The sequence below is a fragment of the Synechocystis sp. CACIAM 05 genome (assembly GCF_010222815.1).
Taxonomy (GTDB): domain Bacteria; phylum Cyanobacteriota; class Cyanobacteriia; order Cyanobacteriales; family Microcystaceae; genus Synechocystis.
On record NZ_CP019225.1, the window covers coordinates 2,379,911 to 2,392,222 of the forward strand.

Here is a 12,312-nt window from a genome sequence, read left to right on the forward strand (position 1 = left end):
GTTCTGAGCATGTAAAAAATAGCATTGAGTATCTCCCTCAGACTAGTTTTCCGTTTTCTTCCCCCAGTTTTTGCTTTGGGTAAATGAGGTTCTACCAATTGCCACTGGCTATCAGTGATGTCCGTGCTGTAAAATTCTCGGATTATCATTAATTATGGTGAAAAGAATAAAATTTTCACCATTTTCCATTCTTCACCCTACTTTTCAAACACGCTCTAAGAATTAGCGTTATTTTTCCAATAAGATGCTAATAATTGGTGGGGATAGGGAGAAGCAACGAGAGCTTGGGCTTGATGGTAATGGGCAGTATAATCTCGATGGTTCCGGTCAACTTCCTCCGTTGGGAGAATAGTTTTTAACTGCTTGAGAGTTTGCACCGCCACTGTGGAAAAAAAGGAAAACTTACCCGGTAAGACACAAAGGTAGTTGCTCTGGGGATTAACTTCAATCCAATAGCTATAACGACGTTTTTGGGCATCGTCACTAATGAACTCCGTTTTAACGCAATCGTAACTCCAGAGTTGACGTTGATATAAATTTTCTTCGCCGAAATACCGTGCCGCCGTATCCAAAAGTAATTCAATTTCTCCACTAGCTAAATAATCATTTTCGTTACTGACGTAACCAGAATTTGCCAGCATAGAGTAGTTTAGAAATTCCGAAAAATCAGGCATATTTGCCCGTTGAAAAAAATGATTGAAATGGTAGGAGTTTTTGGTGGACATCCGCACGAAATTATGGAAACTAATGGCAGGGTAAGCTACCACCATGGTGCTGCGACTCTGTTTTAGCTTAGCTCGCACCTGTAGAGTGGGTAAAATGCGCTCAAAGCCTGCTCCCACTGCAAAAATAAACGCTTTGGCTTTAAGGTAATGTTGCTGTCCTTGGCAATCTCGATAAAAGATACTTTGCACCCTAACTGGGCCATAACGATCCACATTAATTTGTTCTAAATTAATTCCGGTGGCTATCGCCGTTCCGTGGGCCAGGGCGCTGGCGGCAAGATCCTGCAAAATTCCCTGGGTATCCATGGCACAATCTAAACTTTTCAACAGGGCATAGTCACTGGGTTTTACCCCATGGCTAAGGTCAAATTGTTGGCAATAGTGACTAATTTTTTCCGACTGACCTAATAGACTGCAACTCCGCTGTTCATAACTTTCCAAATGGTCATAGTCCGGCGCCACTGCTCCATTGCCCGTCGGCGATCGCCAATTGAATTGCTGCCCATAGGCCATTTCCAAACGACCCAAGACTCGCTTTAACTGCATTTCCAACTGCACCCTATCCCCCTTGAGGCCGGACTGGAGCATTTCTGGGGAATGGCGTTGGGGATGGATCAGATAAACCGGATTGGGGTCGAACCAACCTGCACCGCTGACTGTGGGGCGGTAACCGTGATCATAGGGCTCCAAGGTCAAATTGCAGCGACCGGCAAAATAATTGCTGTAATGGTTGAGCAGATCTTCCACCCCATTAACGCAATTAAAAAAAGTCTGGCCATCATCCTGACCCGAATACAAAGCCCCCGTATGGAACCAGCCCTCCAATTTGCCGGAGGAATCCCCCCCCAAATGGCTATTTTTTTCCAACAACTGCACTGACAGGTTAGTATGGCGGGCCACATATTCGGCGATCGCCACCCCAGCAATGCCTCCCCCAATGACGGCCACATCGACCCGATTGATTGCCGCCGCACCAACTTGAACCATAAACTATGCTGAATTTATCCATGGGAGCTTTAACCCCCCTATTCTAGATTCAATCCGGTAAACCATGGCCATGCATAGGCACGGCAAACAGAGCTCAAGCTCACCGGAAACTCTGCCACTATAGACTTTCCTCTTCCCATGACCACTCTGTACAATCTGCTCGCCATTCTTCGTAAAGAGCTACTAAGTTATTTTGGTTCTCCTTTTGCCTATGGCATTGCCGCCATTTTTTGGTTAATGTCGGGAATTTTCTTTTCTTTGATGCTCAGTCAAATTATCTCCAACGTTGAGTTTTTGCGGCAGTCGGGGGTTTCTGAGCCGGTGGATGTGGCAGGGGATTTTCTTTCTAGTTATTTAGGCTTAATTATTTCGTTGATTTTAGTACTACTACCTGCCCTTTCCATGGGACTGTACGCAGAAGAAAGAAAGCGAGGCACCCTAGAATTATTGGCCACTTCCCCAGTCACTAACTGGGTAGTAGCAGTGGGAAAATTAATGGGGGCATTACTGTTTTTCTCAGTGTTGTTAGTTCCCCTATGGATTTATCAAATCATTATTTTTTCTGCGGCCAATCCACCCCTACCTAGTGGTTTAGTACTAGTAGCCAATGGTGCAGTAATTCTGGTGGCGGCGGCGGTGCTTTCCCTTGGAATGTTCATTTCCTCCCTGACGGAAAACGTGATCATTGCCTACATTCTCACCTTCGTTTTAATTTTGATGCTTTGGATTATGGATGTATTTGCCCAAAATCTGGGCGGGGCGATCGCCGATGTCTTCGCCTACCTTTCCCTTTTCCAAAGTTACCAAGATTTAATTAACGGAGTAATCAATAGTAAAAGCTGTGTGTTATTTGCCAGCTACATTTTCCTGGGTATTTTCCTCACCGCCCAGTCCATCGAAGCCCTAAGATTTCAACGTTCTTAACCCAAGTTAACCGGGGCCGCCATGCTCAAACACATTGCCATACATACCCAAATCAAGGGTTACCATCACCGGTAAACACTCGAAACACCTTTGGGCTAACCGTAAACGGTCCTCCCTGGCTAGCATTTTTTCCAACCTGTGCCGTAGGGGAATCAAATAACGTACATCATTGGCAGCATAGGCCAATTGGGCCTTACTCAAATTAGCCGCGTTGCCCCAATCGGAACATTGGGAAGACTTATCCAATTCCACTCCCACCAATTCCTGCACCAGCGTTTTGAGTCCATGGTGAGAAGTGTAGGTACGGGCAATTTTGCTGGCAATTTTAGTACAAAAAATCGGATAAGTTTTAATGTCAAAGGTGTGTTTTAGTTGGGCCGTGTCGAAACGAGCAAAATGGAAGATTTTAGTGATACCTGGGTCTTCCATCAATCGGGTCAGGTTAGGGGCCTCCTCCTGGCCTTTGGCAATGCGTAAAGCCGTCACATTGCCCTCTGGATCACAAATTTGCACCAAGCAGAGGCGGTCCCGATGGGGATTTAAACCCATGGTTTCCGTATCCACCGCAACTTCTTTGCAAGCCAAAAGCTGCTGGCAAACGTCTTCGGGTAAATCGTAGTCAAAAACTTCGAACTGACTCAGGGTATCGGCAGAGGGCATGGTAAGCAATAAAAATCAATAAAAGAAAATTTCCTAGGGGCGAAAATCCGCAGGGGTGGGGGTGCGGCGTCGGGGAGGATTTGGTTTAACCACAGGGGCTGGTTTGGGAGTAACCGTTTCCATTTCTTTGGCAACGGAGTTTTCTTCGGTCACAGTGCTGACACTCTCTTCTTCCATCACCATGCCGGACTGTTCATTAGCGGGTACTTCTGGTACTTCCTGCTTAATGATAATTTCCGTCCCGGTTTCCGTTACCTCTGTTGGAGTGGGGTTAGGATTATTCTCCAAGGTCTGAACCGGCTCAGGGGCAATGAGTTCTTGTTTTTCTGGGGTGATTGGCTCTGGGCCCACAGGGCTAACAGCGGTTCCGCCCAAAATAGCTGCCTGGGTGCCACTAATGTAGTAGTGCCCCAAAACTTGACCTTCGTAGGTGCGTTTAGTGAACTGCCAGCCTGGGTTGAGCTGTACCTGCATAAAACCTGCGCCAATCCCCTTGGTACTACCAACTACGAGTTCGGGGCCGCGGCCGTTGCGAGAAGTGGCCACCAAAACTAATTCATTGCCCCTGGGTACAAGACGTAATAAGTAATCCAAGCCATAGTCCTGGCCATCGATGCGGATGGAATAGCCATTGCTGTCTGTGGCGCGGCGGCAGTGGCCAGTGAAGTCAAAATTTAACAGCAGGGGATCCACCATGGCCGGTGCTCCGGGGGTGACATCCCAACATTTGTTTTTACCGGGAATCTGTTCAATCACCAAAAGGTCATACTTAGTGGTTTCGACGCCATAGGGGCGGGCCACTGCAATTACCTCAGTTTGATCGATCGCCGTTTCGGTGAAGCTGCTGGCGGATAGGGGAGCGAAGGGAGCCAGGGCGGCCCCAATGGCCATGGCCAGGAAGGGGTGTGGGAAAAATTTCCAGTTCATAGGAGAAATAGTCAACGCGGCATAGGATTGTTAACCCCATCAAGCCCGAAAATGTTCCCCAACGGAGCCCCAGAGAGACAGTCTGCAGGTTGGAACAGATCGTCTGGGAACCAGGCTCAGTCAAGATTGCTAGCCCATTCTACCAAACGGGCCCCCAGGGCTTTGCCCATGGCCGAAAAATCGAGCAACGGCAATGGGCTTTGAGCTTGTCTAGCGATTGGGGGGAGAGGATGGCAAAATGGAACAACATAATACAGGTGACATTCTCGTTTTTCTATGGATACCAAAGCTTTTAAACGGTCTCTGCACCACTCCGACAATTACCATCGCAAGGGGTTTGGCCATGGGGAAGAGGTGATGGGGGTAATGAATACGGAATACCAAAGTCACCTAATCCAGGAAATTCGTCAGAATAATTACCGCCTAGAGCGGGGGGATGTCACCATTCTGTTGGCGGAGGCCTTCGGTTTTTGCTGGGGCGTGGAGCGGGCCGTAGCCATGGCCTACGAAACCCGTCAACATTTTCCTGGCGATCGCCTGTGGATTACCAACGAAATTATCCATAATCCTTCGGTGAATCAACGATTGCGGGAAATGGAGGTGAATTTTATTGATGTGGTTAACGGGGAAAAGGATTTTAGCGACGTGGCCAAAGGGGATGTGGTGATTCTGCCAGCCTTTGGGGCCAGTGTGGAGGAAATGCAGCTGCTCAACGACCGGGGATGTACCATTGTTGATACCACTTGCCCTTGGGTTTCTAAAGTTTGGAATTCGGTGGAAAAACATAAAAAGAAAGAACACACTTCCATCATCCACGGCAAATATAACCACGAAGAAACCATTGCCACCAGTTCCTTTGCTGGGACTTATTTAATTGTTTTGAATATGGCCGAAGCCCAAAGGGTTTGCGATTATATTCTCCACGGTGGCGATCGCCAGGAATTTTTAGATTATTTCGCCAATGCCCATTCCGCTGGTTTTGACCCGGACAAGGATTTAGTTCGTTTGGGGGTGGCAAACCAGACCACCATGCTGAAAAGTGAAACGGAAATGATTGGCAAATTGTTTGAAAAAACCCTGTTGCAAAAGTATGGTCCCATCGAGTTGAACAATCACTTTATGAGTTTTAATACCATCTGCGATGCCACCCAGGAACGGCAAGATGCCATGTTTGATTTAGTTGAAGAAGACTTGTCCTTAATGGTAGTTATTGGTGGTTTTAATTCTTCTAATACGACCCATCTCCAGGAAATTGCGGTGGAACATGGTATTCCTTCGGTTCACATTGACAGCGGTGATCGCATTGGGCCGGGCAATCGGGTGGAGCATAAGCCCCTGGGCAAGGATTTAGAAGTGTTGGAACCCTGGCTACCGGCGGGGAAAATTACGGTGGGGGTGACTTCCGGCGCTTCTACCCCCGACAAGGTAGTGGAGGAAGTGATGAAAAAAATCTTGGCCATTAAGGAAGCCCAACCCGTCCTAGAAATTGCGGGATAGGGAAGGATCGGGGCTGGCCTGGCTGTTGAGCATGAGGCGTAAATTTTGACAGCGCAACAGTTCATTAAAGCTGAGGGTACTGCGGTTTTCAATCCTGGCCGTGTTTTCGATCGCCGTTAACAGGGCCTGGATGGCTTCTTTTTGGTTGTAGCCCCGACGTACCGCTACCTTGAGGGCTTGGGCGTCAGCTTCGATTTCCCGTTCATTGCTTTGGTAACCCCGCCAAATTTGTTGAGCAGCTAAGGCCGTTAATCCTCCGGCCACCACCATGCCTACCCCATCCCGTTGCCAAAGTTGTACCCCCACGGCGATCGCCCCCGCCACGGTCAACCCTTGATATAAATCTGGCTTGAACCAGCGGATATTAACCAAACGACAGACCACACTCAGCATCAGCAAATCCCGTTCCTGGATGGTCAACTCCCACCACAGACTAAAATTAATCTTCACCAGGCGATCGCCAAATTGCCAGGGCTTAGGAAAATCACAATCAATTACCCGGGACTGTTTCGGCTGGGCCTGGAGTTTAACTAGCATCCGCCCCGAGGCCGGCATCAACTCTTTCAGACGACGAACTTCCGTTTCTTGGTCACTGCCTTGATAGGTTCCCTGGCGGTTCATAGTGATTTAAATCTTAGCTAGCATCGACTTCAAGTCTGACACATACTTTCGACAACGTTAAACAATAAATGTTGGCAATTGTTATGGCGATGTTTAAGGGATTGTATGTCCTTTGAGCTAAAGCTCGACGTCAAAGGAACCGTTTTGGTGAACAATTAATGAACAATCGTTAAAAATTCTAGTCAGTGGCCTAAGCATTCCGTCCCCTTGAGCTTTTGGCCTGTGCCCTTCCTTCAATCCATGGAGGAAAATGGCTAGTTCGGTGATCGCCGCCACCGTGACCTTTCTCTGTTTCCCACCATCCATGACCCAGAATATTCTCCCTGCTCTCCTTGATCATATCCGCCAAAGTCCCCACCAACGGCTCACTTTTGCGGAGTTTATGGAGTGGGTGCTCTATCAACCTGATTATGGTTATTACAGTAGTGGTCAGGTGGACATTGCCATTCGCGGGGATTTTGTCACGGCGATCGCCTTGGGGGCCGATTTTGGCGAACTGCTGGCGGAGCAATTTTTGGAAATGTGGCAGCGGCTGGGGGAACCGGACCGCTTTGATCTTTTAGAATTGGGGGCTGGAACTGGAGCCTTTGCCCAAACAGTGTTAGTCCAGACCCAAAGACTGCATCCCGAATTTTTTGCCGCCTTACAGTACCACATCATTGATGAGTCCGCCGCCCTCCGCCGAAGGCAAGCCAATCTATTAGAACCCTGGCGGGAAATGGGCAAAATCCAATGGCAAACCTGGCCAGAGTTGGCAAACGATAGCTTAGTGGGTTGTTGTTTTAGCAATGAATTTTTCGATGCCCTGCCCGTCCATCGAGTGGGCATCAAACAAGGAGTTTTGAAAGAGCAATATATTGAGGCGGGATCAACGGATCTCACTAGCGTTTGGGACGACCTGTCCACTGACAAATTGGTAGATTACTTCGCTAGCTTTGGCTTGCAACTGACTTCTCCTCCCTACGGAGAAAATTATGAAACCGAAGTCAACCTAGCCGCCCAACAGGCTTTGGAAGAAATTGCTCGGGTTTTAGCCCAGGGATGGATATTAACGGTGGATTATGGCCATCCAGCGGGGAAATATTACCATCCCCAACGCACTGGAGGTACTCTGCAATGCTATTTCCAACAACGGCACCACGATAATCCCTTCGTCAATTTGGGGCAACAGGACGTCACTGCCCATGTCAACTTCACTGCCTTGGAATGGTGGGGAGAATGCTATGGCCTGAATCGTTTGGATTTTAGCCAGCAGGGGCCTTTTTTGATGAATCTTGGCCTTGGCGATCGCCTAGCGGATTTATCCAGTGGGCAGTATGATTTGAACGAAATTTTTTCCCGACGGGCCATTTTACACCAGTTAATTGATCCCAATGGCCTCGGTAAATTTGGGGTACTACTACAGGGTAAGAAGCTAAATACTTCGATGAAGGAGCCAACTCTGCGGGGTTTTAGGCCCCCAACAGCCTTGGAAATAGGCAATTTACCAATGGCGGGCTAAATCGTGAGCTTACTAAAAGTAAGGATGTTAATTTATTGATTTAAAAGAACTGAAATTTACCCTTAATAAATACCTTTTGATTAAGTTTTAACTGTCTTTATCGGTTGCGGAGATCAAGAAATTTTAGGGAGCCACCCCCCGTTGTTTCAATAGAGCCTGTCTTTTCTTACGGGCAATTTCCTGGAGATCAATATTCTTATCAGTTTCATCAACAATTTCCCCGGTTAAAACTTCAACCACGTCTTCTAGGGTTATCACACCGGCAACGCCGCCATACTCATCAATAACCACCATTAAATGTTCCCGTTTTTCCTGAAATTGCTTTAGAAGTTTATCGGCTCTCATGCCTTCTGGAACAAATTGGGCTGGTCGAGCTAATTCTGCGATGGTTTTATGGCCTTCTCCTTGGATTAAAGCAGTGAGTAAATCCTGTTTGAGGGCAATGCCCAAGACTTCATCAATGTATTCATCAACAATTAAAATACGAGTATGTTGGGACTGGATAATATCTTGTTGGCATTCCGCTAAAGTTAATTCTCCCAAAAGATAGGTGATGATCACCCTGGGGGTCATTAAATCCACTGCCATCAAATCGTTAAGCTGGAAAACCCGCTGAATCATTTGCTCTTCGTCTCCTTCGATTACCCCTTCTTTGTAACCGAGGGTAGCTAGAAACTTAATTTCTGCTTCGTTGGTGCTGGGTACTCTTTTGCCGTGGGTGAAGGGATTGGTAATTTGTTCAATCAACCACACTAAAGGAGTAAAGATTAAGGTTAAAAATCTTACTGGTATGGCAATCAAAAGGGCAATGTTAGTGGCATATCTTTCCCCCAGAGTCTTAGGAATAATTTCGCCAAAAACAATAATTAGCAAGGTTAAAATTCCAGAAAAAACTCCCATCCAAGCATCTTGTAGATGTTTAGTTGCTAAGGCTCCAATGGTGATACTACCCACAATATTAAAAATGTTGTTGAGCACCACAATGGTGCCAATGGGGCGATTCATCCTATGGCGAATAGCTTGGAGGGCAATGGCGGAGGGATTATTGGACTGGGATAACTGCCGTACTTTTACCAAAGGCACAGAAAATAGGGCCGCCTCTGCACAGGAACAAATGCCAGAACCTAACAAAACAATGAAAATGGCCGCCACAATTTCCAGCATAAAATTCCGAAACCAACTTACCAAGATTATAGACCATGGCTATTTTCCCCTAGACTGGAGGGCTAGGAACAAACTTGTCACAAATTCCGCAATTCTTTTTTGCCATGGCTGATCCCACCAAAATCATTGTTATTGATGATGACCCCACCGGCTCCCAAACAGTTCACAGTTGCTTGTTGCTGATGCAGTGGGACGTGGGAACTCTGCGGCAAGGTCTGCGGGATGAAAGCCCGATCTTTTTCATCCTCAGCAACACCAGGGCCTTACCCCCAGCTCAGGCGGAACAGGTGGTGACGGAAATTTGCCAGAATTTAAAACTAGCCCTAGCAGCGGAAGCGGTCGATCACTACTTGGTGGTAAGTCGTTCTGATTCCACTCTGCGGGGCCATTACCCCTTGGAAACCGATGTGATTAACCGGGAGTTGGGACCGTTTGATGCCCATTTTCTGGTGCCAGCCTTTTTTGAAGGGGGCAGGGTAACCAAGGACAGTGTCCATTACCTGATTGTGGATGGTGAATTGGTGCCGGTGGCGGCAACGGAATTTGCCCAGGATTCGGTGTTTGGCTATCACCATAGTTATTTGCCCGATTATGTGGCAGAAAAAACCCAAGGCAAGATTGGGGCAGCCCAGGTGGAACGCATCACCCTAGGGGATCTGAGTGGGACTAATAATGCTTTAGGCGATCACCTGATGGATTTTAACCATAACCAATGTGTGGTGGTAGACGGAGAAACCCAAAAAGATTTTGATCGCCTGGCGGCAAGTATGCTCATAGCTAGTGGCCAGGGCAAACATTTTCTGTTGCGGAGTGCGGCCAGCATTCTCACTTCCTTAGCTAATTTGGGGCCCCAACCGGTGGCTCCGGTGGCCATGGCCAGCTATAAACCCACCAACCAACCAGGAATAATTTTGGTGGGTTCCCATGTGCAAAAAACCACTGAACAGTTGATGACATTGCTCAAGGATGAAACAGTGCAGGGCATTGAAATTACAGTGCAACAATTGCGGAATAATCCTGGCAGTGAAGCCGAAATTATTACCAATGCTTTGGCGGCGGTGAACGAAATTCGTGCCGGGGGAAAAACGCCAGTAATTTATACCAGTCGAGGGGAATTAAGTTTTGCTTCAGTGCAGGCACGGTTAGACTTTGGCGTTACCCTGTCCCAACTGTTGATGAAAATTGTCCAACAATTACCCCAGGACATCAGCTTTTTGATCAGCAAAGGAGGTATTACTTCTAATGACGTGCTGAGCGTGGGATTACAGTTAACTTCTGTACGGTTGTTGGGGCAAATTATTCCCGGTTGTTCCCTAGTGAGAACGGATGAGGATCATCCCCTTTTTCCCCTTTTGCCGGTGGTTTTATTTCCCGGTAACGTAGGCAATGCTCGGGGTTTAGCCACAGTTTATGAACGTTTGTCCCAAAAGCCTAACTCTTGATCAATTTTTTACTAATTCATCCCAATTATCGCCGTTGATTTGCTGACTGGTTGACTTGCTTGAACGGGAGAAAATTGATTGTTAACTAGACTTTTTCGGTCGGCAACTAGGTAACTCCTTTGTCCATTTCTCACACACCATATTACAGCTATGACCATTGGCATTTGGGTATTGGGAGATCAACTTTGGTCGGGGCAGACGGCCTTAAAAAGCCATCAAGGCGATCGCTCACAGGTCCCCGTTATCCTAATCGAGTCGGCGGAATTTGCCCGTCAACGACCCTACCATCGCCAAAAATTAGCGTTGGTTTGGTCCGCCATGCGCCACTTTGCCGAAGATTTGAGGGCCGAGGGCTGGTCCGTTACCTATGAAATTGCCGAAGATTTCCTCACTCCCCTACACCATTGGCTTAAAACCCAGGGCATTAGTCACCTCCAAGTCATGGCCCCTGGCGATCGCCCCTTTGAAGCTTGGTTAAAATCTCTGACTCTGCCCTGTGAGCTAACCCTATTACGTAACAATCATTTTCTCTGGTCTAGGGAGGATTTTTCCGCCTGGGCTGGCGATCGTAAGAGTCTATTATTGGAAGATTTTTACCGTGCAGGGCGCAAACGTTGGCAAATTTTGATGGTGGATGATCAGCCCGTGGGGGGCCGCTGGAATTTTGACCAGGATAATCGCAAGCCCGCCAAAAAGAACATTTCTCCCCCCAAGCCCCTCTCTTTTCCCCCCGATGCCATTACCCAACAGGTTATCGAACGGATAGAACAATTAAATTTACCTGGCTATGGGCAATTATCTGGCTTTCAATGGGGAGTTAGCCGTCAAGACGCCTTGCAAGGGCTGAAGCATTTCATCGATGTTGGTCTAAGTCAATTTGGCACCTATCAAGATGCCATGGTAATGGGGCAGAAAACCCTCTGGCACAGCCTGATTTCTCCCTATTTAATTTAGGATTGTTGACCCCATTAGAAGTTATTGAAGCAGCTACTAATGCCTTTGCTACCCAAGACATTTCTTCAAATAATGTGGAGGGGTTTATTCGTCAAATTTTGGGTTGGCGGGAATATATGCAAGGCATTTATCAATGGGTAGATGAAGATTACGGGCAGGGTAATTGGTTTAACCATAACTTTCCTTTGCCTGAGTTTTATAGTCATTTCAATTAGCGATGAGAGAATTTAATGTAAAATCATGGGGTGTACAAGATGAACAGGTTTAAAAAATGGCTTACAGTTTAGATTTGAGGCAAAGAGTAGTAGCTTATATAGAAGCTGGAGGAAAAATAACTGAGGCTTCCAAGATATATAAAATAGGAAAAGCCTCGATATACAGATGGTTAAATAGGGTAGATTTAAGCCCAACAAAAGTAGAGCGTCGCCATAGGAAATTAGACTGGGAAGGTCTAAGAAAAGACGTAGAAGAAAATCCCGATGCAAGATTGATAGACAGAGCCAAGAAATTTGGAGTGAGGCCGAGTGCCATATATTACGCATTAAAGAAAATGAAAATAAACAGAAAAAAAAAGAACTACGTTATCGAGAAAGAAACCGAGAGGAACGAATTAAGTACTATAGGATATTAAGAGAACTAATCAAGCTCTATGGTAGTCAAGCTATAGTTTACATAGATGAATCTGGATTCGAAGCAATCCAGGCTTGTATTTATGCCTGGTCAAAAAAAGGAAAAAAAGTTTATGGAGATAGACAAGGAAAAAGGGGAGTCAGAGAAAATCTAGTAGCAGGGAGAAGAAAAGGAAAAAAAGATTTGATTGCGCCGATGGTTTTTACCGGGAGTTTGAATGCAGAAGGCTTTGAAGGATGGTTAAATTTATATTTGCTACTCTCCCTCGACATTCCATCAA

At 46.7% G+C, this 12,312-nt stretch carries 12 protein-coding genes and 1 pseudogene; 7 read left to right on the forward strand and 6 right to left on the reverse strand.

From position 1 onward, the window contains the following. Both BWK47_RS11280 and BWK47_RS11285 read right to left on the reverse strand, forming a co-directional pair. Positions 1 to 149, reverse strand: a 149-nt coding sequence (locus tag BWK47_RS11280) for a transposase (protein ID WP_162329684.1), incomplete at its 3' end; no start/stop codon positions are given. 66 nt (positions 150 to 215) lie between these two features. Continuing rightward, positions 216 to 1,712, reverse strand: a complete 1,497-nt coding sequence (locus BWK47_RS11285; RefSeq protein WP_162328712.1) for an FAD-dependent oxidoreductase — start codon at positions 1,710 to 1,712, stop codon at positions 216 to 218. A 138-nt stretch (positions 1,713 to 1,850) separates the two neighbouring features. Between BWK47_RS11285 and BWK47_RS11290 the strand changes: the two genes are divergently transcribed. Then, on the forward strand, positions 1,851 to 2,636 hold the full coding sequence (locus BWK47_RS11290) for an ABC transporter permease (protein ID WP_010873385.1): 786 nt from the start codon (positions 1,851 to 1,853) through the stop codon (positions 2,634 to 2,636). Between the two features lie 6 nt (positions 2,637 to 2,642). On the opposite strand, the gene BWK47_RS11295 is transcribed toward BWK47_RS11290, so the two are convergent. Further along, complete coding sequence (locus tag BWK47_RS11295; protein WP_162328713.1) at positions 2,643 to 3,296, reverse strand: ribonuclease D; 654 nt, start codon at positions 3,294 to 3,296, stop codon at positions 2,643 to 2,645. A gap of 33 nt (positions 3,297 to 3,329) precedes the next feature. Further along, a complete protein-coding gene (locus BWK47_RS11300) occupies positions 3,330 to 4,187 on the reverse strand; it encodes a DUF3747 domain-containing protein (RefSeq protein ID WP_237269617.1) in 858 nt (285 codons plus the stop codon). 312 nt (positions 4,188 to 4,499) lie between these two features. Between BWK47_RS11300 and BWK47_RS11305 the strand changes: the two genes are divergently transcribed. Further along, positions 4,500 to 5,720, forward strand: a complete 1,221-nt coding sequence (locus BWK47_RS11305; RefSeq protein WP_162328715.1) for a 4-hydroxy-3-methylbut-2-enyl diphosphate reductase — start codon at positions 4,500 to 4,502, stop codon at positions 5,718 to 5,720. Here the strand turns inward: BWK47_RS11305 and BWK47_RS11310 are convergent. Further along, positions 5,703 to 6,341: a DUF3318 domain-containing protein gene (locus BWK47_RS11310; RefSeq protein WP_010873389.1), complete on the reverse strand. Its 639-nt coding sequence runs from the start codon at positions 6,339 to 6,341 to the stop codon at positions 5,703 to 5,705. The genes BWK47_RS11305 and BWK47_RS11310 overlap by 18 nt on opposite strands. A gap of 250 nt (positions 6,342 to 6,591) precedes the next feature. On the opposite strand from BWK47_RS11310, the gene BWK47_RS11315 reads away from it, so the two are divergent. Then, positions 6,592 to 7,842, forward strand: coding sequence for a class I SAM-dependent methyltransferase (locus tag BWK47_RS11315; protein WP_162328716.1), 1,251 nt, complete (start codon positions 6,592 to 6,594; stop codon positions 7,840 to 7,842). A 123-nt stretch (positions 7,843 to 7,965) separates the two neighbouring features. On the opposite strand, the gene BWK47_RS11320 is transcribed toward BWK47_RS11315, so the two are convergent. Further along, on the reverse strand, positions 7,966 to 9,006 hold the full coding sequence (locus tag BWK47_RS11320) for a hemolysin family protein (RefSeq protein ID WP_162328717.1): 1,041 nt from the start codon (positions 9,004 to 9,006) through the stop codon (positions 7,966 to 7,968). Between the two features lie 104 nt (positions 9,007 to 9,110). On the opposite strand from BWK47_RS11320, the gene BWK47_RS11325 reads away from it, so the two are divergent. The 4 genes and pseudogenes from BWK47_RS11325 to BWK47_RS11335 form a co-directional block, all read left to right on the forward strand. After that, a complete protein-coding gene (locus BWK47_RS11325; protein ID WP_162328718.1) occupies positions 9,111 to 10,448 on the forward strand; it encodes a four-carbon acid sugar kinase family protein in 1,338 nt (445 codons plus the stop codon). Between the two features lie 150 nt (positions 10,449 to 10,598). Then, on the forward strand, positions 10,599 to 11,402 hold the full coding sequence (locus tag BWK47_RS11330; RefSeq protein ID WP_237269618.1) for a cryptochrome/photolyase family protein: 804 nt from the start codon (positions 10,599 to 10,601) through the stop codon (positions 11,400 to 11,402). Between the two features lie 5 nt (positions 11,403 to 11,407). Next, positions 11,408 to 11,617, forward strand: coding sequence for a hypothetical protein (locus BWK47_RS17130; RefSeq protein WP_237269619.1), 210 nt, complete (start codon positions 11,408 to 11,410; stop codon positions 11,615 to 11,617). A 56-nt stretch (positions 11,618 to 11,673) separates the two neighbouring features. Further along, positions 11,674 to 12,312: pseudogene (locus BWK47_RS11335) on the forward strand (IS630 transposase-related protein); the annotation flags it as partial.

Excerpts from the sequence above, each read along its gene's own strand:
- BWK47_RS11285 (WP_162328712.1), bottom strand. The coding sequence starts at position 1,712 with ATGGTTCAAGTTGGTGCGGCGGCAATCAATCGGGTCGATGTGGCCGTC.
- BWK47_RS11290 (WP_010873385.1), top strand. The coding sequence starts at position 1,851 with ATGACCACTCTGTACAATCTGCTCGCCATTCTTCGTAAAGAGCTACTA.
- BWK47_RS11295 (WP_162328713.1), bottom strand. The coding sequence starts at position 3,296 with ATGCCCTCTGCCGATACCCTGAGTCAGTTCGAAGTTTTTGACTACGAT.
- BWK47_RS11300 (WP_237269617.1), bottom strand. The coding sequence starts at position 4,187 with ATGGCCATTGGGGCCGCCCTGGCTCCCTTCGCTCCCCTATCCGCCAGC.
- BWK47_RS11305 (WP_162328715.1), top strand. The coding sequence starts at position 4,500 with ATGGATACCAAAGCTTTTAAACGGTCTCTGCACCACTCCGACAATTAC.
- BWK47_RS11310 (WP_010873389.1), bottom strand. The coding sequence starts at position 6,341 with ATGAACCGCCAGGGAACCTATCAAGGCAGTGACCAAGAAACGGAAGTT.
- BWK47_RS11315 (WP_162328716.1), top strand. The coding sequence starts at position 6,592 with ATGGCTAGTTCGGTGATCGCCGCCACCGTGACCTTTCTCTGTTTCCCA.
- BWK47_RS11320 (WP_162328717.1), bottom strand. The coding sequence starts at position 9,006 with ATGCTGGAAATTGTGGCGGCCATTTTCATTGTTTTGTTAGGTTCTGGC.
- BWK47_RS11325 (WP_162328718.1), top strand. The coding sequence starts at position 9,111 with ATGGCTGATCCCACCAAAATCATTGTTATTGATGATGACCCCACCGGC.
- BWK47_RS11330 (WP_237269618.1), top strand. The coding sequence starts at position 10,599 with ATGACCATTGGCATTTGGGTATTGGGAGATCAACTTTGGTCGGGGCAG.